The 23,887-nt window shown below is 64.9% G+C and carries 26 protein-coding genes; 15 read left to right on the top strand and 11 right to left on the bottom strand.

Annotated elements, in window-relative coordinates; all coding sequences use genetic code 11:
- Positions 1–78 precede the first annotated feature (78 nt).
- The 3 genes from glgP to FAZ21_RS11065 are packed head-to-tail and all read left to right on the top strand — an operon-like array spanning position 79 to position 3,889.
- Positions 79–2,526, top strand: a complete 2,448-nt coding sequence (gene glgP, locus FAZ21_RS11075; RefSeq protein WP_136773513.1) for a glycogen/starch/alpha-glucan family phosphorylase — start codon at positions 79–81, stop codon at positions 2,524–2,526.
- A gap of 58 nt (positions 2,527–2,584) precedes the next feature.
- Entirely contained in the window at positions 2,585–3,136 is a 552-nt protein-coding gene (locus FAZ21_RS11070) for an NUDIX domain-containing protein (RefSeq protein ID WP_136773512.1), read from the top strand.
- A gap of 33 nt (positions 3,137–3,169) precedes the next feature.
- Positions 3,170–3,889 (top strand): sugar isomerase domain-containing protein, encoded by a 720-nt coding sequence (locus FAZ21_RS11065; protein ID WP_169307364.1) that lies wholly within the window; start codon positions 3,170–3,172, stop codon positions 3,887–3,889.
- 24 nt (positions 3,890–3,913) lie between these two features.
- Here FAZ21_RS11065 and FAZ21_RS11060 read toward each other — a convergent pair whose 3' ends face one another.
- The 3 genes from FAZ21_RS11060 to FAZ21_RS11050 form a co-directional block, all read right to left on the bottom strand.
- Positions 3,914–5,668: a GGDEF domain-containing protein gene (locus tag FAZ21_RS11060; RefSeq protein ID WP_169307363.1), complete on the bottom strand. Its 1,755-nt coding sequence runs from the start codon at positions 5,666–5,668 to the stop codon at positions 3,914–3,916.
- 367 nt (positions 5,669–6,035) lie between these two features.
- Positions 6,036–6,275, bottom strand: coding sequence for a hypothetical protein (locus tag FAZ21_RS11055; RefSeq protein WP_136773509.1), 240 nt, complete (start codon positions 6,273–6,275; stop codon positions 6,036–6,038).
- 113 nt (positions 6,276–6,388) lie between these two features.
- Positions 6,389–7,144 carry a GNAT family N-acetyltransferase gene (locus tag FAZ21_RS11050; protein ID WP_169307362.1) on the bottom strand — a complete coding sequence of 252 codons (756 nt, stop codon included), beginning with the start codon at positions 7,142–7,144 and terminating at the stop codon, positions 6,389–6,391.
- A 288-nt stretch (positions 7,145–7,432) separates the two neighbouring features.
- Here FAZ21_RS11050 and FAZ21_RS11045 point away from each other — a divergent pair, with 288 nt between their 5' ends.
- The gene (locus tag FAZ21_RS11045) at positions 7,433–7,825 is read left to right on the top strand and encodes a helix-turn-helix transcriptional regulator (RefSeq protein WP_136773507.1); all 393 of its coding nucleotides are present in this window, start codon (positions 7,433–7,435) and stop codon (positions 7,823–7,825) included.
- An 83-nt stretch (positions 7,826–7,908) separates the two neighbouring features.
- On the opposite strand, the gene FAZ21_RS11040 is transcribed toward FAZ21_RS11045, so the two are convergent.
- On the bottom strand, positions 7,909–9,216 hold the full coding sequence (locus tag FAZ21_RS11040) for an SUMF1/EgtB/PvdO family nonheme iron enzyme (protein WP_136773506.1): 1,308 nt from the start codon (positions 9,214–9,216) through the stop codon (positions 7,909–7,911).
- Between the two features lie 365 nt (positions 9,217–9,581).
- Between FAZ21_RS11040 and FAZ21_RS11035 the strand changes: the two genes are divergently transcribed.
- Genes FAZ21_RS11035 through FAZ21_RS11025 form a run of 3 tightly spaced genes read left to right on the top strand, consistent with a single transcriptional unit; the run spans position 9,582 to position 10,895 of the window.
- Positions 9,582–10,046, top strand: a complete 465-nt coding sequence (locus FAZ21_RS11035; RefSeq protein ID WP_136773505.1) for an SRPBCC family protein — start codon at positions 9,582–9,584, stop codon at positions 10,044–10,046.
- Between the two features lie 20 nt (positions 10,047–10,066).
- Positions 10,067–10,540 carry an SRPBCC family protein gene (locus tag FAZ21_RS11030; RefSeq protein WP_136773504.1) on the top strand — a complete coding sequence of 158 codons (474 nt, stop codon included), beginning with the start codon at positions 10,067–10,069 and terminating at the stop codon, positions 10,538–10,540.
- Entirely contained in the window at positions 10,521–10,895 is a 375-nt protein-coding gene (locus tag FAZ21_RS11025) for an ArsR/SmtB family transcription factor (protein ID WP_136773503.1), read from the top strand. Before FAZ21_RS11030 ends, FAZ21_RS11025 begins: the two co-directional genes overlap by 20 nt.
- A 48-nt stretch (positions 10,896–10,943) precedes the next feature.
- Here the strand turns inward: FAZ21_RS11025 and FAZ21_RS11020 are convergent, their stop codons facing one another.
- A complete protein-coding gene (locus FAZ21_RS11020; RefSeq protein WP_136773502.1) occupies positions 10,944–11,678 on the bottom strand; it encodes a hypothetical protein in 735 nt (244 codons plus the stop codon).
- Positions 11,679–12,129: 451 nt separating this feature from the next.
- On the opposite strand from FAZ21_RS11020, the gene FAZ21_RS11015 reads away from it, so the two are divergent.
- From FAZ21_RS11015 to FAZ21_RS11005, 3 genes are all read left to right on the top strand, one after another.
- Positions 12,130–12,645, top strand: coding sequence for a sigma-70 family RNA polymerase sigma factor (locus FAZ21_RS11015; RefSeq protein WP_136773501.1), 516 nt, complete (start codon positions 12,130–12,132; stop codon positions 12,643–12,645).
- A 97-nt stretch (positions 12,646–12,742) separates the two neighbouring features.
- A complete protein-coding gene (locus FAZ21_RS11010) occupies positions 12,743–13,807 on the top strand; it encodes a FecR family protein (protein ID WP_136773500.1) in 1,065 nt (354 codons plus the stop codon).
- Positions 13,808–13,994: 187 nt separating this feature from the next.
- Positions 13,995–15,617, top strand: coding sequence for a methyl-accepting chemotaxis protein (locus FAZ21_RS11005; protein ID WP_136773499.1), 1,623 nt, complete (start codon positions 13,995–13,997; stop codon positions 15,615–15,617).
- Between the two features lie 68 nt (positions 15,618–15,685).
- Here FAZ21_RS11005 and ubiA read toward each other — a convergent pair whose 3' ends face one another.
- Together ubiA and FAZ21_RS10995 are read right to left on the bottom strand one after the other, a co-directional pair.
- A complete protein-coding gene (gene ubiA / locus FAZ21_RS11000) occupies positions 15,686–16,552 on the bottom strand; it encodes a 4-hydroxybenzoate octaprenyltransferase (protein WP_136773498.1) in 867 nt (288 codons plus the stop codon).
- Positions 16,549–17,088, bottom strand: a complete 540-nt coding sequence (locus FAZ21_RS10995; RefSeq protein ID WP_136773497.1) for a chorismate--pyruvate lyase family protein — start codon at positions 17,086–17,088, stop codon at positions 16,549–16,551. Before FAZ21_RS10995 ends, ubiA begins: the two co-directional genes overlap by 4 nt.
- 336 nt (positions 17,089–17,424) lie before the next feature.
- On the opposite strand from FAZ21_RS10995, the gene FAZ21_RS10990 reads away from it, so the two are divergent.
- The 5 genes from FAZ21_RS10990 to FAZ21_RS10970 all read left to right on the top strand — a co-directional run bounded on the left by FAZ21_RS10990 (position 17,425) and on the right by FAZ21_RS10970 (position 21,201).
- Complete coding sequence (locus FAZ21_RS10990) at positions 17,425–18,117, top strand: AzlC family ABC transporter permease (protein ID WP_169307361.1); 693 nt, start codon at positions 17,425–17,427, stop codon at positions 18,115–18,117.
- Positions 18,114–18,425 carry an AzlD domain-containing protein gene (locus tag FAZ21_RS10985; RefSeq protein WP_136773496.1) on the top strand — a complete coding sequence of 104 codons (312 nt, stop codon included), beginning with the start codon at positions 18,114–18,116 and terminating at the stop codon, positions 18,423–18,425. The genes FAZ21_RS10990 and FAZ21_RS10985 overlap by 4 nt, the downstream gene beginning before the upstream one ends.
- Positions 18,426–18,487: 62 nt before the next feature.
- Positions 18,488–19,627 (top strand): 8-amino-7-oxononanoate synthase, encoded by a 1,140-nt coding sequence (bioF, locus tag FAZ21_RS10980; protein WP_136773495.1) that lies wholly within the window; start codon positions 18,488–18,490, stop codon positions 19,625–19,627.
- Entirely contained in the window at positions 19,627–20,394 is a 768-nt protein-coding gene (gene bioH / locus FAZ21_RS10975) for a pimeloyl-ACP methyl ester esterase BioH (protein WP_136773494.1), read from the top strand. Before bioF ends, bioH begins: the two co-directional genes overlap by 1 nt.
- Positions 20,395–20,559: 165 nt before the next feature.
- Positions 20,560–21,201 (top strand): hypothetical protein, encoded by a 642-nt coding sequence (locus FAZ21_RS10970; protein WP_136773493.1) that lies wholly within the window; start codon positions 20,560–20,562, stop codon positions 21,199–21,201.
- A gap of 75 nt (positions 21,202–21,276) precedes the next feature.
- On the opposite strand, the gene FAZ21_RS10965 is transcribed toward FAZ21_RS10970, so the two are convergent.
- From FAZ21_RS10965 to grxC, 4 genes are all read right to left on the bottom strand, one after another.
- Entirely contained in the window at positions 21,277–22,269 is a 993-nt protein-coding gene (locus FAZ21_RS10965) for an NAD(P)H-dependent glycerol-3-phosphate dehydrogenase (RefSeq protein ID WP_136773492.1), read from the bottom strand.
- Positions 22,266–22,718: an SH3 domain-containing protein gene (locus FAZ21_RS10960; RefSeq protein ID WP_136773491.1), complete on the bottom strand. Its 453-nt coding sequence runs from the start codon at positions 22,716–22,718 to the stop codon at positions 22,266–22,268. The genes FAZ21_RS10965 and FAZ21_RS10960 overlap by 4 nt, the downstream gene beginning before the upstream one ends.
- Positions 22,693–23,175: a protein-export chaperone SecB gene (gene secB / locus FAZ21_RS10955; RefSeq protein WP_136773490.1), complete on the bottom strand. Its 483-nt coding sequence runs from the start codon at positions 23,173–23,175 to the stop codon at positions 22,693–22,695. Before secB ends, FAZ21_RS10960 begins: the two co-directional genes overlap by 26 nt.
- 98 nt (positions 23,176–23,273) lie before the next feature.
- A complete protein-coding gene (gene grxC, locus FAZ21_RS10950) occupies positions 23,274–23,534 on the bottom strand; it encodes a glutaredoxin 3 (RefSeq protein ID WP_136773489.1) in 261 nt (86 codons plus the stop codon).
- Between the last annotated feature and the right edge of the window lie 353 nt (positions 23,535–23,887).

The raw sequence follows: 23,887 nt of genomic DNA, 5'->3' as shown, positions 1-23,887 counted from the left end.
CCGTCACCCCGAAAGTGACGGACCGGCCGCGCAGGCACCGGGCACCAGTTCAAGAACTACACCAAGCGGAGCTTTCCCATGACCGTGGATTTCGTACACGACTCCCCCAGCACCGACGTTGCATCGCTCAAGCGCTCCATTGCCAACAAGCTGGTGTTCGCCATCGGCAAGGACCCGATCACCGCGCAACCGCGCGACTGGCTGTTTGCCACCATGCTCGCCGTGCGCGACCGGCTGGTGGAACGCTGGATGCGGACCACCCGCGCGCAGTACTCGCAGGAAAGCAAGCGCGTGTACTACCTCTCGATGGAGTTCCTGATGGGGCGTGCGCTGACCAACGCCCTGCTGGCGCTGGGCCTGTACGACGACGTGCGGGGCGCGCTCGACGGCCTGGGCATCGACTACGACGAAATCGACGCCATCGAACCGGATGCCGCGCTGGGCAATGGCGGCCTCGGCCGGCTGGCCGCGTGCTTCCTCGACGCCATGGCCACGCTGGGCCTGCCGGGCTACGGCTATGGCATTCGCTACGACTACGGCATGTTCAAGCAGCGCATCATCGAAGGGAACCAGATCGAAGCGCCGGACTACTGGCTGGCCAACGGTTACCCCTGGGAGTTCCCGCGTTCCGAAGTGCAGTACCTGGTGCGCTTCGGTGGCCGTTTGCAGGACGAAGGGCGCAAGGTGCGCTGGGTGGAAACCCAGGATGTCTTCGCGATGGCGCACGATCACATCGTGCCGGGCTACGACACGCTCGCCACCAACACGCTGCGGTTGTGGTCGGCGCGCTCGTCCAACGAAATCAACCTGACCAAGTTCAACCAGGGCGATTACTTCGCCGCGGTGGAAGAAAAGAACCTGTCGGAGAATGTCTCGCGCGTGCTGTATCCGGACGACTCCACTTATTCCGGCAAGGAACTGCGGCTACGGCAGGAGTACTTCTTCGTCTCCGCCAGCCTGCAGGACATCATGCACCGGCACATGCGCACCTACGACAGCGTGGACAACCTGGCCGACAAGGTGGCGATCCACCTGAACGACACGCACCCGGTGCTGGCGATTCCCGAACTGCTGCGCATGCTGATCGACGACTACAGCGTCGAGTGGGACAAAGCCTGGGGCATTGCCAAAAAGGTGTTCAGCTACACCAACCACACACTGATGAGCGAAGCGCTGGAAACCTGGCCGGTGGACATGATGGGCCGCGTATTGCCGCGCCATCTCAAGCTGATCTTCGACATCAACGACGAATTCCTGGAAGAAGTGCGCGCCAGGTTTGGCGACAACAGCGACATCATCAGCCGCATGTCACTGGTGGACGAACACGGCGAGCGCCGCGTGCGCATGGCCTACCTGGCCGTGGTTGCCAGCCACAAGGTGAACGGCGTGTCGGCGCTGCATTCCGAACTGATGGTGCAGTCGATCTTCTCCGACTTCGCCAAGCTTTATCCCGAGCGCTTCACCAACAAGACCAACGGCATCACCCCGCGCCGCTGGCTGGCCCAGGCCAACCCGGCGCTGTCGTCGGTGATCGACCACTACATCGGCAAGACCTGGCGCAGCAACCTGGATGAACTGGCCGAACTGAAGCAGCACATGGATTACCCCGCCTTCGTCAAGGCAGTGGCCGAGGCCAAGTTCGACAACAAGCAACGGCTGGCGCGCTTCGTGGCGCGGCGCCTGGGCGGAGTGATCGATCCGCATGCACTGTTCGATGTGCAGGTGAAGCGCATCCACGAATACAAGCGCCAGTTGTTGAACGTGCTGCACGTCATCACCCGCTACAACCGCATCCTCAAGCATCCGGAAAAAGACTGGACCCCGCGCGTAGTGATCTTTGCCGGCAAGGCCGCCAGCGCCTACCGCATGGCCAAGCTGATCATCAAACTGATCAACGATGTGGGCGTGAAGATCAACAACGACCCGCGCGTGGGCGACAAGCTGAAGGTGGTATTCATCCCCAACTACGGCGTATCGCTGGCCGAGATCATCATTCCGGCCGCCGATCTGTCGGAACAGATATCCACCGCGGGCACCGAGGCATCGGGCACCGGCAACATGAAATTCGCGCTGAATGGCGCGCTGACCATCGGCACGCTCGACGGCGCCAATGTCGAGATCCGCGAGCAGGTTGGCGAGGAAAACATCTTCATCTTCGGCAACACCACCGAACAGGTCGAGGCACTGCGTCGCGACGGCTACAACCCGCGTGCGTTCTACGAGCAGGATGTGGAGCTGCACGAGGTACTGAACATGCTGGCGTCGGGCTACTTCAGCCCGGACGACCCCGAGCGCTTCCGGCTGGTGTTCGACGTGCTGGTGAACTGGGGCGACCATTACCAGTTGCTCGCCGACTACCGCAGCTACGTCGATACGCAGGACAAGGTGGATGCGCTGTACCGCAAGCCGGACGAGTGGACCCGCCGCGCCATCCACAACATTGCCGGCATGGGCCAGTTCAGCGCCGACCGCACCATCCGCGAATACGCGGCGGAAATCTGGAACGTGGCGCCGGTCCGGTTGTAATCTTTGCAGTCCGGGGCGGCGCGGTGCCGCCCCTTCACCCGACCCAACCCTGCCGCCCATGCCCCAAGACGACCACCTGATCGAAACCCGAACCGACGGCGCCCGCGTATTCGATGGCGCGCTGCTGCACATCAACCGCGACACCGTACGCCTGCCCGACGGCGGCACCGCCACCCGCGAATATGTCGTCCACCCCGGCGCCGTGATGGTGATTCCGGTGCTGGACGACGGGCGCATCCTGATGGAACGCCAGTTCCGCTATCCGCTCGATCGCGTGTTCCTGGAGTTCCCCGCCGGCAAGCTCGACCCCGACGAAGCGCCGCTGGCCTGCGGCCAGCGCGAGTTGCTGGAGGAAACCGGCCATACCGCACGCGAGTGGGAATACCTGGGCGTGGTGCATCCGCTGATCAGCTATTCCGACGAGGAAATCCATTTCTTCCTGGCGCGCGGCCTCACCGCGGGCGAGGCGCAACTGGATGAAGGCGAGTTCGTCGAAACCCTGGCCGTACCGCTGGCGGAGCTGGTGGCCGGCGTGCTCGATGGCCGGATCACCGACGGCAAGACCATCTCCGGCATCTTCTGGCTGGAAAAGAAACTCGGGGTGCGCTGAACGCCCGTGGCGCGGCCTTCAATGGAGACTTTCATGCTCGACTACATCACCGCCAGCCTGCCGCGTGTGCAGGCGCTGATCGAACGGCAGCAGGACGCGCTGTCGCAGGCGGCTGAACGGATGGTGGAGGCCGTGGCGGCGGATCGGCTGATCTATGCCTTCGGCACCGGTCATTCGCACATGATCCCGATGGAGCTGTTCGGCCGCGCCGGCGGGCTGGCCAATGCCGCCGCCATCCTGGACGACACCATACTCAATGGCGCGGGCGCCACCCGCAGCAGCCGGATGGAACGCCTGCCCGGCCTGGCCGACATCCTGTGGGACGAGTTCGGCGTGTCGGCCGGTGATGTGATGCTGATCGTCTCCAATTCCGGCCTGAATGCCAGCGTGGTGGAAATGGCGCAGCGTGCGCGCAGGGAGAGCGTGTACTGCATCGCCATAACCTCGTTGCAGCAGTCGCAGGCCAATACCGCGCGGCATGCCAGCGGGGCCAAGCTGTATCAGGTGGCCGATCTGGTGATCGACAACGGCGCACCCGATGGCGATGCGCTGTTGCACTACGGTGACCTGGGCACAGGGGCGTTTTCCAGCCTGTCGGGCATCGCCATCGCGCAGACGCTGGTGGCGGAAACCGTGCGCCGCTGCGTCGAGCGCGGCATCGAGGTGCCGCTCTACCAGAGCCAGAACACCGATCGCCGTACCGGCAACGACGCCTTGTTCGCCCGCTACAAACCGCGCATTCGCCACCTCTGAACCGTGCCGGCCACCAGTCGGCCATCAGTCGGCCGGTGGCGCCATCATCACCCGATCCCGTCCCGCGTTCTTGGCCAGGTACAGCGCGGTGTCGGCCATCTCGATCAGTTGCGGCCAGGTGCTTTGCGGATGGATGCGGCTTAGCGCCACGCCGAAGCTGGCGCTCACGGTCAGGGGCTGGCCATTCTCGAGCGTGATGGACATTCCGGCGATGGCGCGCCGGACTTTCTCGGCCAGGTGGCGCAGGGCGGGCGCGTCCAGCCCTTCCACCAGGATGACGAACTCCTCGCCGCCGAAGCGCCCGACGATATCGTTCCCCCGGCAGACCCTGCGCACAATGTGCGCCACGGCTTGCAGTACCCGGTCGCCGACCAGGTGGCCGTGTTCGTCGTTGACCTGCTTGAAATGATCGATATCGAACATGATCAGCCCCACCGCACGCCCCAGCACCGCGTTCCGGGCGAACAGGTGCTGGCACTGGCTATCGAGCCCGCGGCGATTGATCAGCCCGGTCAACCCGTCCGTTTCCGCCTGCTGCTGGAGTTGCGTGGTCAGGATTTCGCGTTCGCGCTCCAGGATGTTGCGTCGTTGCTGGCTGCTACGCAGGATATCGATGGCCCGGAACAGTTCGCGCATCTCCACGCCGCTGGGATAGGTCGCCGTGTTGCACCCGGTATTGCCTTCGGCCAGGGCGATGATGTCGTTCCGGGCGCGCAGCAGTGGAGCAATCAAGGTGCGGCGCGTGAGCAGCACCTGCCCCAGCAGGGCCAGGCCGATGGCAATGGTCATGGCAGTGGTCAGCATGATCTGGCGACGCGTGACCTCGCGACTGGTGCGGAGCCCCTCGATGGCGATCTGGAACACGGCATCGCGCAGGCGCTCCAGCGATTGCAACTTGGGTTGGGTCTGGAGGATGAACTCGGATGCGTGATACATGGGGGAGGGGGCATTCAGCATGCACTGAAGCCGGGCTTCCACCAGGGTGGCGTAGACATCGCTGAAATAGCGCCGATTGGCATCGGCCCTGGCCTTGCGGACCAGACCCTCGTTCATATAGGTGGGGAGCTGGCTTTCGAGCAGGTCCTGCAATTCGTTCACGCGCCCCAGCAATTGCTCGCTCTGGCCTTGCTGCTCGCCGGTCAGGCATTTGCCTTCCATCATCGGCGGCGCCAGCAGGGCCAGGCTTCGCCCGGCGTATTCCCGCAATTGGGTGATCGTCCGGGTGGTCACCACGACCCGTGTTATTCGCGTGTTCGATTCGATGGCGCGGGTGCCGATATCGTCGATCACCGTGCGCATGCCATCCACGATGGCGATCATTTGCCGCAGGCTGTCGGTGATCCGCTGCTTCGGGCGTGCTGCGCGTGGCTGGCTGAAGAGCCTGTCGGCCTCCGCACGTGCCGCCCCGAGCGCGCGGCGGCTCTGCTTCAACCGGTCCTGGATCAACGGGTCGTTGGCCAGCCCGCTCTGGCTCAGCAAGCGGTTCAGCCGGTCGAACCGCTGGTCGTTGTAGCGCCGTTGGGCGTGCAATGCCTGCTGAAGATGGTCGGAAGGCTGGCTCTGGCTCATTTGCGCCAGCATCAGCCCGCGTTCGGTGGAAATGCCGGTGGTGGTCAAGAGGACGGTCTGATAGAGCGTCAGGTGTTTCAGGCTGCGCTGCGCCAGTTGGTAAGCCTGATAGTTGCTCCTGGCCCATTGCCCCGCCAGGGTGCAGGACACAGCAATGACCAGGATCGAACTGATCCAGAACTTCTGATTGAGCGTGAGCTTGGTTTGCATTGAAATCTTGTCTGGGGGGCCGGAAGGCGAGCCATTGCATGGCTGCTCCGGAAGCACTTCCATCAGGTGCCGAAAACGGTTGCCCGGTCGGCATGGGCCGCGTTGCACGGCGGGTGGACAGGAAGGCTTTCAGGGCGGTACGCGACGTATCCCCATCCGCTCCACGATTGCTGCCTCCCAAGGTTGATATTGGTTCGCCGCAGGGCGAATCCACCTTCGCTCCCACGTCCAAAACTCGTTTCGCCCCAGCATCCTCCCGCATTTCGTGGCGGACAATGGGCTGTCGGGGCGGGCCACCCGCGACAGCGGTGGCTTGCAACAAAATGGGGCGGCCCCAGGGCCGCCCCATCGGGTATTGCATGCGCGATCAACGATCCGAATTGCTATCCAGCGATTCGTTGGTGCGCGGGCTGGCGGCGTTGTCCCGGTTGGAATCCCACGTTCCCCAATTGCCGAAGCTGCGATCCACTTGCAGATCCTGGCTCTGTTCGATCGGCGGGTTCATCGAGCTGGATTCGGGGTGATAGGTGTCGGCGTCGTTGGCGATGGCACCGGTGGCGGCCATCACGGCGGAGGCGGCCAGCAACGAGGTCAGGATGCGCTTCATGATGTCACTCCTTGAAATTGGCAAAGCATGCGTGTCCACTGTTGCAAGGAGCGTGCCAATCCAGGAGGCGCCATCTGAAGCGGGCTTCGCCGCGCCGGGTGGGTAAAGCTTACCTATCCGCTTTGTAATTCACACACGCGAACCATGAAGCCCAGTTCCTGCTTTGCTTCGAACCGCTGGCGCCGGTAAAACCCCTCCGCGGCGCCGCCGCGCAGGGTGAGCAGCGTCAGCGCGGTGACGCCTTCTTCCATCAGTATCGTTTCCGCGCCGGCCAGCAAGGCTTGCCCCAGCCCGCGACCCTGGTGCGACGGATCGATGAACAGCTCATCGATGAATGCCTCGGTGCCTTCCCACCAGTATTTGATCTGGGCGATCAGCCCGCCTTGCAGGGTTTCCCCGTCGAAGATGCCGAACACGCGTGCCAGGGGGTTGCCTGCCAGCCCCCCGAGGTAGCGCCGTGCCATGGCCTCGGTCCAGGCATCGTGCCAGGGTGGACCGTTGTAGGCGCGGATGAACACGGGCACCAGCGTATCCACATCGGTGATGGCAAGCGGGCGAACGAACAAGGCTGGCTCCTGTCGGGAAGGGCGGGTAAAGCACGGATGCGGGGTTCTCAGACGGGCATGGCGGCTGGCGGTTTCCAGGGCGGTTTCCAGCGTTTCCTCCGCCGTGCGCAACAAGGTCAGCGTGTTGCGCAGGACGAAGCGCATCTGGCGCTCCGAATCCTTCTCCAGCGCCAGGGCGCTGCTGAGCAGGCTTTGCGAATCGGCCAACGTGCCCAGCACCAGGATGCCAGGCGAGGCCAGGTCGCAAAACGGGATAGGCGAATCAGGATCGATGTCCGCAATCTGGCGCAGTTCGATCATCATGAGGAAAATCCCTGTTGGTGGGAAACCAGGTTTGCGCCGCATGAATGGTGCGGTGTGTTGCGCTTGCCGCGGCTGCGCAGGGCAACATCGCGCAACCCGAGCCAAAACAGCCGGCAGATGCCATGATTGGTGCACTAGGGTTAAAACCCTTGGTTTGCACTGGGCGAGCGTCCAGACGAGCGACGTCCCACCGAGTTTGCGTGAGGCGAATGCTATGATCGCCGACGATTTGCCCAGCCATTGCATTTTTGAGCACTAATTTGCTCGTGTCAAGATAAACGGGAACAAATGAGCGCGATTGGCGAACGGCTCAAGATAGAGCGCCTGCGCCTGGGCATGAGCCAGGAAGACTTTGCCGCCAAGGCTGGTGTGTCCCGACGCACCCAGACCAACTACGAAACCGGGGAGCGGGTGCCCGATGCTGCGCTTCTCGCGGCAGTGGCGCTGCTGGGCGTGGATATCCAGTTCGTGGTGCTCGGCCTTCGACATCCGGCGCAGCTCAGTTCGGAACAGAACGACATCCTCGACGCCTATGCTGCGGCATCGCCGCCGGTGCGCGGCGCGGCACTGGCCGCCTTGCGCTCCGAGTCCACACCGCTCGCTCCGCCGCCGACTTCCCGGCTCGACCCCCAGAGCGCCATTTTGCACGGCGAGGTGGAACAGGTGCGCAAGAAGGGTTGAGCCTGGGGCCGCTTGCCCCAGGCCGTGAGTGGTGGCGGTGCGGCCCGCGATGCACGTCGCGCCCTGGTACGGCTCGGCGGCGCCTAGTGGCCGTGGCTGCCGGAACCGCTACCGGCGACATAGGACCGCGCCAGGCGGAACCCGGTGGCCGGGCTGGAACGATCGGGCCATTCCGGTGCCCGGTCGGTCAGGTGCATCTCCATGCCGTTGTCCCAGCTCGCCCCGCGCAGGATGCGTTGCGGGCTGGCGCTCTGTCCCACCGGGTTCACCTGTGCTGCAGTGGTGAACACGCGCTCCTGGTCGGTGGTCCATTCCCACGCGTTGCCGGACATATCGTAGAGACCCAGCGAATTCGGAATCAGGCTGCCCACCGGCGCCAGGCCGGGATAGCCGTCGTTCACTTCCCAGATCACCATCCACTCCGGAAGTGGGCCTTTGATGGGCTCGAAATACGCTTTCAGGCTCTGGTCTGCGATATTGGCCGCGGGCTTGCCCTGGATCAGGGGCAGGCCATTGCCCCAGGCGTTGATGATGTCCTGTCCGCGATCGCGCGCCGCGTATTCCCATTCGGCCTCGGTGGGCAGACGGAACCCCACGACCTGGGCGATATCGGTGGTGGGCCTGCCGGCGGCGTCCAGCAGGTCGCCGCTGGTCTCGTCGTAGGCTTTGGGCCAGCCGTGCTGCTGGTTCAGCCAGTTGATGTACTTGATGGCATCGAACCACGCGATATTGATCACCGGGTTCTCGCCCCGGCCCAGTTCGACATTCCCGAGATCCCGCGAGCTGATCTTCGGCTGCCCGGTGGCGCGGCTATAGCGGTCGAACTGCCTGAACGTGACCTCGGTGGCGCTCAGGTAAAAGGGTGACAGCGTGACGGGGTGCGTGGGGAACTCATTGTCGTAGTTGATAGGGCCGGCAATCGTCGCGCCCATCGTGAAGGTGCCGCCCGGCACCAGTACGAACTGGCGCTGCGTCACCCCAGTGCCCAGCGCACGCCAGGCGCCGTGTGCGCCGCCGGGCACATCGCCCCGCGTCCACCAGCGGGCCTGGTACAGCCGCCCCTCGTAGTGCGTCAGTTCGCCGGACTGGTAGGTGTTCGCAGCCTGCCAGGCCGGGGCGTCCTCGGAGGGCGCCACTTGCCACGCCCCGGACAATCCGCCGGGGCTGTCGTTACGGTTCCACCAGCGCGCCTGCCATTCCTGACCTCCGTGGCTGACGATATCGCCCTGCTCATAGGCTTCGCCCGTTTTCCATGCGGCGGCCAGCGCCGCCTGCATGCCGGCCGTCGCGAGCGCGGCCAGGATCGAATAGGACAGCCGCTTGAGCCATTTTCCGCCCGCGCGCTGGGGCGATAGTGGAACGGCGTCGTCGGCGAGTACGTGCTGCTTCATGGGATTCCTCCAGTTTTGATGGGATGCCCGGGCCGATCGGCGTCGGTCTTTCCTCAGGCAGAAGCAAGGTGCCAGCACTGCGACGCGTGCTCAATGGGGCATGGCTTTTGTTTGGAAAATTCGTTAAAAAACAACAGCTTCATGGTTATCTGCTGATAAGCTGATGCGGGTGGCCATCCGCCGTTTGTCTGGCGATTGCCGGGGGCTCCACAGTGCGTATGCCAGCCCCGGCCTGGCGCGGGAGCGTGGCGACAGCAGGCATCGGGTAAGACAGCCATCAAAAAAGCAACCTTTTGGTTGCTTTTTTGATGGCGCGTTGCATACTGCCAATTGGCAACCATATGGTTGCGTAAAAGGAGCACGCCATGAGTCACTACCAGCAAAGCCTTACCCTGGAGGCCAGCCCGGCCGCCGTCTATGCCGCGCTTACCACGCCCGCCGGCCTGCGAGGCTGGTGGACCGGGGATTGCGACGTCGCCACCGGGGTGGGCGGTACGTCGCAGTTTCGCTTCGGGCCGCACTACAAGCACATGCGCATCGAACATCTGGAGTCGGAGCGCGAAGTACGTTGGCTTTGCACCGTTGCGCATCTCGACTTCGGGCACGCCACTCGCCGCGACGAATGGGTCGGCACTCAACTGGTCTTCCGCCTTGCCCCGGACGGCGCGGGCGGCACCCGGCTGGCGTTCGAGCACATCGGCCTGGTGCCGGAGTTCGAGTGCTACGATCTTTGCAGCAACGGCTGGCGGCATTTTCTGGCCAGCCTGCAACACTATGTGAAGACCGGCCAGGGCACTCCCTATGAACCCGAGGCGGTGACGGCGCATTGATACGCACAGGAGATACGCAGATGAATACGGCCACGGATACCGACCGCATCGAACGCAGCATCGTCATCAACGCGCCGCGCGAGCGGGTATGGCGGGCGCTCTCGCAGGCCGAAACCTTTGGCACCTGGTTTGGCGCCGACCTCAAGGGGCAGGCGTTCGAGCCCGGCCAGCGCACACGGGGGCGCATTACCATTTCCGGTTTCGAGCATGTCTTTTTCGACGTAGTGATCGAGCGGGTCGAACCGCAGCACCTGCTGTCCTATCATTGGCACCCGTTCGCCATCGATCCGAACGTGGACTATGAGCTGGAACCGCCGACGCGCGTGGTCTTCACCCTTCAGGATGTCCCCGGTGAGGCGACCCTGCTCAAAGTGGTCGAATCCGGTTTCGACAATGTGCCGCCACACCGCCGCATGGAAGCGTTCCGCATGAACGGCCAGGGCTGGAGTGCGCAAATGGACAATCTCAGCCGTTATGTCAGCACACAGCAGTAATCCGGATACGCCGCGCGGCGTATCCGCCATCACCCAGTCGAGCGAAGCGCTGGCACATGTCTTTGCCGCGCTGGGCGACCCCACCCGCCTGAAACTCGTCGCCGTGCTTTGCGCCGGCGGCGCCTTTTCCATTGCCCAGCTCACCGCCAACACCCAGATCAGCCGTCAGGGCGTGACCAAGCACCTGCACGTGCTGGCGGAGGCCGGCGTCGTGCGCGATGTGAAGCAGGGACGCGAGCGTCTGTGGCAACTGGAGCCGGCGCAAGTCGAGGCCGCGCGGCAGACGCTGGAGGCGATTGGTCGCGAATGGGATACCGCGTTGCAGAAACTCAAGGTATTCGCCGAGTCGCTCTGACGGCGCCCCGCCTATCCGGATCGGCATGGCCCCGCTGGCGGGGGCGGGTTACCAGTTGGCCGCCTGCTGGCCTTGCAAGGTGCGGATGGCGTCGAGCAGTTCTTCGGTGGCATCCATTGGCTGCTGCGCGCGTTGCGGCCGGACCCACAGCCGCAGGGTATCGCCCAGGGGTACCGGCTCGCCCGCATCGTTCGTGCCGAACGGGCCATCCAGGCTGAAGCCGGCCGCTGCGGCGGCCAGCATGTCGAGGATGCGGGGCTTGCTGTTGACGCCGCCCGCTGCGTAGGCCGATGCGGCGCCTTGCAGCAGCGCGGTTTCGAACAGCGCCGATGAAAACCAGTTCACACAGTGGCGATAGGCGATCACCCAGTTCGGCCCATAGAAATCGTGTTCCAGACGTTCTTCATCGCAGGCCATGGCCTGTTCGATCTGGCCGATGCTCGCACCTTCGCAGGCGCTCAGGATCACGCCCTTGACGCGTTTTCCATATTGACGCACCAGACTTGCCACCTTGTTCACCTGCGCTTCCGTCACCCGCTCACTGACGCCGTGCGCGCCAATCCACAGCAACTGATAGTTCTCGTGGGTCTGGAACAGGTGGAGCAGGGCGCCATCCAGCGATGCGGCATCGAAGAACGAGGCCGGGTACAGGTTGACGGTGATCTGCTTCTCGTTGTGATAACGCGCCACGCCCTCGAAAAACGGGATCGAGCTGGCCACGCCGGTGCTGTGGCGCGGTAGCCACCAGGGGGATTCGATGGCGAGAAGGGCAACGTTGGGCATCTTCTGATCCTGTGCTGGCCCCGCATCGACTGCGGGGCGAGTGAAATGCCCGGCGACGATAGTGGTCACCGGAGCGGTTTTCACCGTCCGATCAGGCGGCCATCCATTGCGCTATGCCAAGGAACCGGTGGAAGCAGCCTGATGATGAACATGCCAAAGGAATGCAGCCTCGACTCGCTCAGCATAGGCAATCGACAGCGGATCGAACGCCAGCCGCCAGACGGACAGCCGCGCCGCGCGCATCGAACACAGCCTTGTCGGGCCGATATCGCCCGCGTATCAAAGGCGTCGCAGCGGTGGAGGGGCGGCTTAAGCCGCTGATCCATGCGGGTTTTCCCGCAACGGCGCGCCTCGACAGTGTCAGCTTACTACGAGATAATAAGAACGATTACCAACTAAACTTGTGGCGCAGCGGGAAAACGGCTGATCGCACTGGGATGTCGCCGCCGTCGTGTTCGAGCGTTACTACCAAGAATTACTGAATTTCATTTCCCGATCCCTGGCGGACCGCGATGCGGCGGCCGACGTGGTGCAGGAAACCTTCGCCCGGGTGCTGGCGCTGCAACCCGCCACCGGTGGCGAATCGGTGCGCGAACCTCGCGCGCTGTTGTATCGCACCGCGCGCAATATCGTGATCGACCAGCATCGCCGCGCACAGGTCCGTGATCACGACGACCTGGACAGCATGGAACTCGCGGCGCCCGCCGCGCAGGAGCCCGAGGCCCGCTATGCCACGCGCCAGCGTACCGAGGCGCTGCTGGGCGTCATCGAGGCGCTGCCACCGCGCTGCCGGGAGGCGTTCATCCTGCACAAGTTCGACGGGCTGAGCCACGCCGAGATCGCCGAGCGGATGGGGATCTCACGCAACATGGTGGAAAAGCACGTCATCAACGCCATGCTGGTCTGCCGGCGCAGCCTGGCTGGTCAGGATGCCGAGCCGGCCAGCGCAATCGGCCGGATGTGCTGATGCGTTGCGTCGAACGCAGCGCCCCACGCCGCCGTACTGCAATGACAAACGGTTGGCGTTACCATCGGCACGCCCGCCACCGTGCGTCCTGTCCTCAATGACCAAGCCCGCTCCGCGATCCGCTTCCGAGGTCGTGTTCGATCCCGCCGCGCATTACACGCTGGATGAACAGGCGGCCGCCTGGCTGCTGCGCCAGGAAGCCGGGCTCGATGCCGCCGAAGCGCGCGCCATGCAGACATGGCTGGCGCAGGACCCGGCCCATGGCAGGGCATTGGCCGCGATGGCGCAAACCTGGCAGGCGCTGGATGCGTTGCCCGCCGAACGCATCGATGCGTTGCGTATATCGGGCCATCCGGCGCAGCGTCGTGGCCTTTCCAGCGGCCCGGCCGCGAATGACATGCCCGTGCGCCCGCGCCGCGCCGGCTGGCTGAAACAAGGCCTGGTCGCCTGTACGGTGCTGGCCGCGCTGGGGGGCATGGGCGGGGTGGCAATGACCGAATACCTTGCCCGGCCGACCTATCTGGCGCACTACGCCAGCCAGCGTGGCCAGATGCTCAAAGTGACGCTGCCGGATGGCACGCGGGTGCATCTGGATACCGCCACCCGGCTCGACGTCGCGTATTACCGCGATCGGCGCGAGGTGCGCCTGGCCGGCGGGCAGGCGATGTTCGACGTCGCGCACGATGCGCGGCATCCGTTCTCGGTGTTCGCCGACCCGCTACGCGTGACCGTGGTGGGTACGCGCTTTTCGGTGCGCCATATCGATGCCGACGTCGAAGTGGAAGTGGAGCAGGGCAAGGTGCGCGTACAGCCCTGGCGCGACGGCCACGCGGTGGGCCCAGGCGTCCTGTTGACGCCGGGGCAGGCAGTGGCCGCTGTCGACGAGGTGCTGGCACCGGTGCGCGCCGTATTGCCGGATCAGATCGCGCCGTGGCGGGAAGGGCGGGTGATTTTCGACAACGTCCCACTGGGCCAGGCCCTGGCGGAGTTCGCCCGCTACGGCGACACCGGGCTGCATATCCGCCAGCCGGAGGTTGCCGCGCTCCGCGTGACGGGCAGCTTCGACATCGCGCAGGCCGCCCGCTTTGCCCGCGCGTTGCCCAGGGTTCTGCCAGTAAAGCTCACGCCGGGCGCGGGCGGCACCGAGATCGAACGGCGCTAGGGCGCGTCATCACATGCATCGCGGCAGCGCTGGGCCGAAAACGCACCAAGCACCAAGCGTGCGACGCTGGCACGCTCCGGCTTGTTTCGCTTCCGGCTCAGGGCAAGCAAGTGCCCATTCCAACCGCACGAGTGATTACGTTTGGCTATAAACCGATAAGCATTTTCTATAGCCATGGACGCACTTCATGTCGTTACCGTTGACCATCCGTGCCCGCCTGATCGCCTTTGGTTGCCTTGCCACCTTGTTCGTCCTGGCGCTGGGCCTGATCGGGCTCTGGAGTATCCAGAATCTGACCGCGGGCATCCAGGCCGGGGCGATCAGCATCAGCGCGCAGCGGCAGCAGGGCGACGCGGACATGATGCACGATGCAATCCGCGCCGATGTCCTGGCGGCCGCGCACTTCGCGCAGAAAGCGGATACCACGCCGCAGCAGTTCCAGGCGCTGGAAAACGAGTTCAAGGCCCACGTGGAACGGTTGCGCAAAAACGTCGCCGCCAATGAAGCGCTGCCGCTGTCCGAGTCGGAACGCAATGCGCTGGCGGCGCTGAAACCCGATCTGGAGCAGTACGTGCAGCAGGCGGGCACCTTGATCGCGCGTTATCGGGCAGGTCAGGACGAAGGCGGGTTCTACGAACCGGTCATGGCCAGCTTCACCAAGCTGGAAGACAGCATGGGGCGGTTTTCCGATCTGATCGACGGGCGCGCGCAGGAGGCGCTGGCGGCGGAAGTCGCCCAGAGCAGGACGGCGCTGACCATGGCCTGGGGGGGCACCGTGGCGGGAGTCCTGCTGCTGATAGGGCTGTCCTGGGCGATGTGCCGCAGCATCCTGCCACCGTTGCGTCGCATCCAGACCTTCATGCTCACCCTGGGGAACGATCTGTCGCGGCGATGCGTGGATCACGGCCGCGACGAAACCGACGACATCGCGCGCTCGATCAACGCCTTGCTCACGCAGTTGTCGTCGCTGATCGGCGTGACCCAGGAGTCGGCGCAGCGCGTGGCAGCGACCGCCACGCAACTGGCCGGCCAGACCGATAGCGCACGGCAGCGGATGCAGGCGGCCAGCGCACGGGCCCGTTCGCTGGCCGAGGATTCCGGCGCGCTGGTGGGCTCGGTGGAAGAAGTCACGCAACGGATCGCCAGCTCCGCCACCCTGGCGGGCGATGCCGCCGCGCTGGCGCGCGATTCGGCGCAGGCCATGCAGGCGGCCATGCAGATCAACGATGACCTGCGCCATACCGCCACCACCTCGGTGGAACGCATCAATCAACTGGCGGAATCGGCCGAACGCATCAACCTGGTGACGACCTCCATTCGCGAGATCGCCGATCAGACCAACCTGCTGGCGCTCAATGCGGCCATCGAGGCCGCGCGGGCCGGCGAGCAAGGACGCGGTTTCGCCGTGGTGGCCGACGAAGTGCGCAAACTGGCCGAGCGCACCGCCGTGAGCACCGGCGATATCTCGCGCATCACCGACGAAATCCGTCATTGCATGCGGGACACGGTGGCGGCCATCGAATCGCTGAGCAGCCAGGTTTCGAATGGTGCCGAACGCCTGGCCGGCGCCGCCAGCGCACAGCAGCGCATCGTGGCCGGTACCGACGACATGTTGCGCAACGCGCATGACATCGCCGCCGCCGCCCGGCATCAGTCGGGCGCCATAGGCGATTCGGCGGCCGGCGTGCGCGACATTGCGTCGTTGATGGGGGAAAGCGAAGCCGAAGTGGCGGGCGTCAGCCGGGCCAGCGAAGAACTGGATGCGCTTGCACGCTCGCTACAGGGGCAGGTGGTGCGGTTCCAGGTCTAGGGCGTGCCATCCAATGTTTCACGGCAGCGCTGGGCCGAAAAAGCGCCAGGCACCCGGTTGCCGCGCTTTCACAGGAACAGATAGTCGAACACCAGCCCCGCGAAAATCACGCCGCCGATGCGGTTGTTGGCCAGGAAGGCGGAAAAGCAGCGCTGCGGATCGCGCTGCCGGATGCGCGGATACTGATCGAACGCCACCAGGACGGCGCCGCCGAGCAGGCCGGCGAAATAGAACGCACCCCGGCCGAATGCCAGCCCCACCCAGGCCATCAATGCCAGAAACACCCCATGGCACAGCAGGATGGCCGCGACATCGAAACGCCCGAAGGTGATGGCGGCGGTCTTGATGCCGATCTTCAGATCGTCCTCGCGGTCGCACATCGCGTAGGCGGTATCGTAGGCCACGCTCCAGAACACATTCGCCAGCAGCAGCACCCAGGCGGCCAGCGGTACTTCGCCAGTCAGCGCCGTGAACGACATCGGGATGCCGAAGCCGAAGGCGATACCGAGATACGCCTGCGGAATCGCGAAAAAGCGCTTGGTAAACGGGTAACTGGCCGCCAGGAACACCGCCGGCACCGACAGCCAGCGGGTCAACGGATTCAACGGCAGGATCAGCAGGAACGAGACGACGACCAGCGCCGTGGCCAGCCACAGCGCCTCCTTGACCGACACTTCGCGCGTGGCCAGCGGGCGTTGCGCGGTACGGGCCACGTGGCCGTCGTAATCCCGGTCGGCATAATCGTTCACGATGCAGCCGGCCGAGCGCATCAGCACCGTGCCGACGACGAAAATCAGCGCCACCCACCACTCCGGCCGGCCCTGCCCGGCAAACCACAGCCCCCACAGCGTCGGCCACATCAGCAGCAGGATCCCGATGGGCTTGTTCAACCGTGTCAGGCGCAGGTATTGATCGAGTTTGGCGGCAAGATTCATCGGGACTCCTGGAAAAGCGGCGGCAGGAACACTTCGGTCACCAGCAGGCGATCCGGCCCGGTGTAGAACACCGAGCGCCGTGCCCACAGCCGTGCCGGCAACGGGCCGACCACCGCGCGTGCCTTGCGCCACAAGGGGTGGCGCGCATCCACCCGGCGCCATGCCAGCATGCTGCGCGCGATGGTGGGCGACGCGAACAGCATCGAACCGAGCGAGCGCCCGCCGATATGGCGGAACTTGCGAAACCCGCGTCGCACCGCGGCCGGCGTGGTCACGCTATGCGCGAACACCAGCGGCGTATCGCCCGAACACAGCAGCACCTCGCGGCTTGGCACCCGCACATTGGCGCGCGGCAGGCCCAGCGTCGCGCGCTCGTCGTCATGTGGCCGCGCCAGCCCTTGCGCCAGTACCCGTACCTTGAAGCACGGGTAGTGGGCGATCAGGCGCGCGGTGAGCGAGCCGGATTCGGTCAGCCAGGGGCGTAGCGGGCGGGGGGCGAGGCAGAGCGGATGATGCCAGCGGTGCTGGTGGGGCATGGGGCGACAGGGGTAAAACGCGAGCCGGCATTATGCCACGCGGCCCGGCCGTGCTCCGCCAGCGTCCCGGAAAAGGGCGGGGTTGCATGTCGGGGGCATGCAGCGGCAAGGATTGGCGGGGTGGTGAAGACAAGTGAAGGCAACATCTGGGGACACAGAGCGCACAGAGAACACAGAGGACTCGGAGAAACCCAGAAGGATATAAATCACTCGTCCTTCGGTTTTCTCTGCGTACTCTGTGCCCTCCCTGTCCTCTGTGTCCCCGGATTTGCTTTTCGCATCCGCCCTAGGGAAAGCGGGGATGGGTATTGCGGCGCGCGACGGTATCATCGCGCCATGCCCAAACATGAACTCCTCGCCGGCTTCGGGGCCGGCGCGCGCGACACCATTCCGATGCTGGTGGGCGCGGCGCCCTTCGGTCTGATCTTCGGCACGCTGGCGGGGCCGGCAGGGTTATCCCCATGGGAAACCCTGGCGATGTCGCTGTTCGTCTACGGCGGCGCCAGCCAGTTCATCGCCATCACGCTGCTGGCAGCCGGTAGCGGCGCCTGGGTCATCGTCGCCACCACCTTCATCGTCAACCTGCGGCATGCGCTGTACAGCGCGACGTTATGGCGCCACGTCACCGGCTGGCCGCGTGCGTATCGCGCCTTCTGCGCCTTTTTCCTGACCGACGAAACCTTTGCCATCGTCTACCACAAGCTGAACGAAGGCACGCCGGTGAAGCTGCCGCGTTACTACCTCGGCTCCGCGCTGGCAATGTATGGCAACTGGATCACCTGGACCCTGGCGGGCGTGCTGCTGGGGCATGCCATTCCCGGCATGGCGGACTGGGGGCTGGAGTTCGCCATGGTCGCCACCTTTGTCGGGATCGTGGTGCCGTTGCTCAAGGGGCGATCGCAACTGGGCGCGGCGCTGGCGGCGGGTACCGTCGCGGTCGCGGCCGACGGGCTGCCCTACAAACTGGGCCTGATGCTGGCGGCATTGTCGGGCATCGCGGCCGGGCTCACGCTGGAGCGCCGCCGATGAGCACCTACTGGATGATCGCAGGCATGTTCCTGGTCACCTACGGCGTGCGTGCCGGCTTATGGCTGGGCGACAGCCATCGCTTCCCCGATTCGATCCGCCGCGCGCTCGACTACGTACCCATCGCTGTGTTGTCCGCCATCGTCGCCCCGGCGGTGCTGTTGCAACACGGCGCGCTGGTCACCTCCTGGAACAACCCGCAACTGGCGGGGGCGCTGGTCACTGGCGTCATTGTCTGGCGCTGGCATCGCCTGCTGCTGGGTATCGGCGCCGGACTGGCCGTGTTCGTCGTCTGGCGCTGGCTGCTGTAGGCAGCCCCGTCCATCGGGCGGCCATCCGCTACAATGCCAACCTTCCTCCCGCCGTAACCACCATGTCTTTCGACTCGCTCGCCGCCGAACTCGCCGCCCGCCGCGCCGCCGACCTTTACCGTCGCCGTCGCGTGCTGGAGAGCCCGCCCGGCGCGCAGGCGCGCATCGATGGCCGGCCATTGCTCAATTTCAGCAGCAACGATTACCTCGGGCTGGCCAGCGACCCGGCACTGATCGCGGCCGCGCAGGCCGGTGCCGCGCGCTGGGGCGCCGGCTCCGGCGCATCGCATCTGGTGACGGGGCACACCGCTGCCCATCAGGCCTTCGAGGACGAGTTCGCCGCCTTTGTCGGCAAGCCGGCCGCGCTGACGCTGGCCAGCGGCTATCAGGCCAACCTGGCCGCGATCTGCGCTCTGGTGGGGCGCGAGGACGCCGTCTTCGCCGACAAACTGAACCACGCCTCGCTCAACGACGCCTGCTTGCTGTCGCGTGCCGATTTCCGGCGCTATCCGCATAACGATCTGGATGCGCTGGAACGCTTGCTGGTAACCAGCAAGGCGCGACGCAAGCTGATCGTGGTGGACGGCGTGTTCAGCATGGACGGTGATCTGGCGCCGCTTCCCGCCTTGCTGGCATTGGCGGAACGTCACGACGCGTGGCTCTACGTGGATGATGCCCATGGTTTCGGTGTGCTGGGCCAGGGGCGTGGCAGCGCGGCCGGCCTCGACGCCAAGCGCCTGATCTATATGGCGACGCTGGGCAAGGCGGCCGGTGTCGCGGGGGCGGCGATCGCCGCCGAGACGGTGGTGATCGATTACCTCGTCAATTTCGCGCGGCCCTATGTCTACACCACTGCCGCGCCGCCGATGCTGGCCGAAACGTTGCGATGCAGCCTGCATTGCATCGCGGGCGACGACTGGCGGCGGGCGCGGCTGGCAAGCCATGTGGCGCAACTGCGGCAAGGGCTTGCGGATAGCGCGCTGCGTCTGCTCGCATCCACCACGCCGATCCAGCCGCTGCTGGCGCCCGACAGCGCCACGGCATTGCGCTGGTCGGCGCGCCTGGCCGACCAGGGCCTGCTGGTCGCCGCGATCCGCCCGCCGACCGTTCCCAGCGCACGCTTGCGCATCACCCTGAGCGCCGCTCACCAGCCCGAACACCTGAGCACGCTGATCGCAGCGCTGCGCCAACTGGAATCCTGATGAATCTGTACAGCGAAGTCGTCGGGCATGGCCCGGACGTGGTCTTTCTGCATGGCTGGGCCATGAACGGCGCCATCTGGCGCGGCACTGCGCGGCAACTGGCCGGCGACTATTGCTGCCATCTAGTGGACTTGCCGGGCCACGGCGGCAGTGCGCCGTTGAACCCCCTGACGCTGGAAGGCTGCGTCGCCCTGCTGGACCAGGCCTTCCCCTGGCCGGTCCACGTAGTGGGCTGGTCGCTGGGGGGCGCGGTGGCCTTGCAGTGGGCACTGAGCCGGCCCGAGAAAGTGCGTTCGCTGACCTTGACCGCCAGTTCACCGTGCTTCGCGCAACGCCCGGACTGGGCACCGGCCATGCCGCTGACGACGATGCGGCAATTCGCGGAGAACCTGGAGCACGATTGGCGCGGTACCTTGAAGCGTTTCATCTCGTTGCAGGCCATGGGCGATGCCGATGCCCGCGCCGTTGCCCGTGAGCTGACCGATGAACTGTTCTCGCACGGCGAGCCGCGGATGGACGCGTTGCGCGCCGGACTGGAGCTGTTGCGCACCACCGATCTGCGCGTACGGGTTCACGAGCTGGATCTGCCGTTGTTGCTCCAGTACGGCGATCGCGACATGCTGACCCCATTGGGGGCCGGCACCTGGCTGGCGGCGCAGCAGCGCGGTGCGGAGTTCGTCGTGCATCGGGGGGCGGCGCACGCGCCCTTCGTATCGCACTCGGCAGCCTTCGTCGATACGCAGCACCGCTTTCTGGCCGCGATCTGAGTGGCCGCCACCCGGCGCCATGCTACGAATGAGATGTGACGACACGCCCTAAGCCTGAATGATTGAATCATTGCCGTGGTTGCTGTCCTACAGATAAGCGGTCTCAAGTGCGGCAAGATATGGCCGATATGCCAGTGGACGGGGGTATTTGCAAGGAGGCGTAGCATGGCAAACGGAATTTCATCGGTCGGCGGGCAGGGGACTTATCCCAGCGCCGCCACCAAGACTGGCAAGACCGGCGAGACCAAGAGTGAAGGAACGGTCGCCCAGGGCGCGGCGGTGCAGGAGAAGGTCAGCGTCGGCAGCGGCAAGGCCGCCGAACTGACCTACGATAACCCGCGCGCTCGACTGGCGAAGGAACGTCCCGAACTCGCGCAACTGGTCGAGGATTCGGAGCGCAAGGCGGGGCAACTGACGGAACTGCTGCGCGGCGTGCTGGGCAAGCAAGGCTGGGCGGCATCCACCGCGGCCAGCGGCAACTGGGTGCAGATCGACGACAAGACCCGCGCCGATGCGCAGGCGGCGATCTCCGACGATGGCGAATGGGGCGTGAAGAAGGTGTCCGAGCGCATCCTGGCTTTTGCCGAATTCGCGATTGGCGGCGACCCGGAGAAGCTGGAAAAGATACGCGCTGCGGTGCAGAAGGGCTTTGACGACGCCAGGGAGATCCTGGGCGGTACGCTACCCGATGTCAGCAACAAGACCTACGACGCGATCATGGCCAAGTTCGATAGCTGGAAGAAGGACGGCCTGCCCGGCGCCCCGTCGAACCAGCAGGCAGATAGCGGCACGGACAACAAGGTCTGACCCGGAACGGTTCGTTGCGCAGCGCTGTGTAACGAACCAACGAATCCAACCCGCATCGATGGCGCGCCGGCCAGATCAGTCGGCGCGTTCCATTTTGGGCGCGCGTTCCAGCAAGGTGGCGACAATATCCTCGACCCGGTCGCCGTCGAACAGCAGACGGCATACGGCACGGGTGATCGGCATGTCGACCCCCAGTTGCTGGGCCTGACGCAGCACTTCACGCGCGGTCGGCACGCCCTCGGCGACATGCCCCAGGTTGACCAGAATGTCGTCGAGGTTCAGCCCTTGCGCCAGCATCAGACCAACCCGACGGTTGCGCGACAGATCGCCCGTGGCGGTCAGCATCAGGTCGCCGATGCCCGCCAACCCCATGAAGGTTTCCTGCCTGGCGCCGAGCGCGGCGCCAAAGCGCGCCATCTCGGCCAGGCCGCGCGTCAGCAGCGCGGCGCGGGCATTCAGCCCATAGTTGAGGCCATCGCAGACACCGGCCGCAATGGCCAGCACATTCTTCACCGCGGCGCCGATTTCCACGCCGACCAGATCGTCGCTGGCATACAGGCGCAGCACCGGGGTATTGAGCGCTTCCACCGTCTGGCGCGCGAAATCGCCATCGTTGGCCGCAATGGTGACCGCCGCCGGCATGCCCTTGGCCACTTCCTGGGCAAAGCTCGGGCCGGACAACATCCCGCGTGCGATCCCGGCATCCAGCACCTGCTCGGCGACCTGATGCGGAAACAGCATCGATCCTGCTTCGAGTCCCTTGCAGGCCCAGAGGACCGGTGCTCGGCTACCCAGCTCGACCAGCCGCTCCAGCGTGGGGCGCAGCCCCGCCATCGGCGTGACGATCAGCACCACGCCAGCATCCTGAATGGCCTCGGCCAGATCGGCGGTGATGGAAAGCGTAGCGGGAAACGCGGCACCGGGCAGATAGCGCCGGTTCTCGCGATCGACAGTCAGTTCCGCGACCTGCTCGACCTCGCGGCTCCATAGATGGACAGCATGCCGATCGGCGAAACGGATCGCCAACGCGGTGCCCCAGGCCCCGGCCCCTAAAACAGCAAGTTTCATGCGCCCCAGACTTCCTCGATACGGATGAAACCTTCCTGGCCGCCCTGATGCTTCACACGCAACCAGCCGTTGCGGGCGTTATCCAGAAGGTTGAGCAGCAAACCTGGCTCGGCTTTGAAGACAACCGGAGAGGCGCTGTCGGCTTGACCATGGACACTGGTCGAGCGAAGGACTTCGACCTGGCGGGTGGCGGACAGATCCGCCTTCTTCACCCAGGCCAGCGAACCCTGACGATCCCGCACGCGCAACCACTCGCCTTGCTCGGTCAGCACTTCCAGCGGCGTACCGCGGCTGACGACGAACAACTTGGCGGCGGCATCCTGGGGTTGCTGGTAAAGCAGCACCCCATGCCGCGACGCGGAGCGGAAATCGACCGCCGTTGCCGCCTGCGCCACGAAGACGCAGGCCAGCAACAGGACGGATTTAGTGAGTGACGGTAGCGTCGCCATCGGCTTGCTGTGCGGCCTGCGCCTGACGTTGTTGCAGGTAGATCGCTTCGAAGTTGATCGGTTGCAGCAACAGCGGCGGGAAACCGGCGCGGGTGGTCAGATCGCTGACGGCTTCGCGCAGGTAGGGGAACAGAATGCTGGGGCAGCCAATGCCCAGCAGCGGATCGAGTTCGGGCTCGGGGATGTTCTCGATGCTGAACAGGCCGGCCTGGGTTACCTCGACCAGGAACACGGTGCGCTCGCCAACCTTGGCCGAAGCCGTCACCGTCAGCGCGGCTTCATAGAAGCCATTGTCGAAACCGCGTGCGTTGTTGCGGAACTGGACATTGAACTCGGGCTGCTCGTTTTCCATGAACGCGGCGGGCGTGTTCGGTACTTCCAGCGAGATATCCTTGGTGTACAGCTTCTGGATGGCAAACACCGGCTGTTGAACTTCTTGTTGCGCTTCTTCGCTCATCGCGATTCCTTCCTAGGTCTGGTTTTAGTTTGATCTCGGCAAGGCAGCCCCGCCGGAACTGGCCGGAATCATCGCACGATTCCGTTACAGCGGACAGTTCAGCCATCCGTGAGCAGCGGCAGCAGCCCGCCCGCGCGGTCGAGCGCCGATAAATCGTCGTAGCCACCCACGTGGGTTTCGCCGATGTAGATCTGCGGCACGGTCCGCCGGCCGGTTCGCTGCATCATGGCCTGTCGTTGTGTCGTGTCGAGATCGACGCGCACCTTTTCGATGGTGGTTACCCCACGTTGCAGCAACAGGCGCTCCGCCATCACGCAGAACGGGCAGACGGCGGTGCAGTACATCAGGACTTTATTCATGGGGAGCACCATCCAGGCAAACATCGACCCCCCATAGCTTGAGGCGGCAAGGCCGATTCTCAAGTCGGGCGCTCGAGCCGGCAATTTGCATATATATAACGCGCGAGGGGCGCAGATCGGCGGTGCGGGAGGGGGAGGAAAAGAATGATGCGGATAATTCCTGATGAATCAGCCGCTTATCGAACATCCGGCAATTTTGTTGAAGCGGGGTGTTGACGGTATGAGGGGCCGTCCGTATAGTTCGGTTTCTCCGCAGCAGACACAGCGCAGAACGAGGCGAAACGAAGAGTTTAGCAGGTTTCAAAAGCGCAGTGTCCGAAGCAACCGATCTTTAACAAATTACAGCCGATGCG

It is taken from the genome of Chitiniphilus eburneus (genome assembly GCF_005048205.1).
Taxonomy (GTDB): Bacteria; Pseudomonadota; Gammaproteobacteria; order Burkholderiales; family Chitinibacteraceae; genus Chitiniphilus; species Chitiniphilus eburneus.
This window is presented reverse-complemented; position numbering and strand designations above follow the sequence as displayed.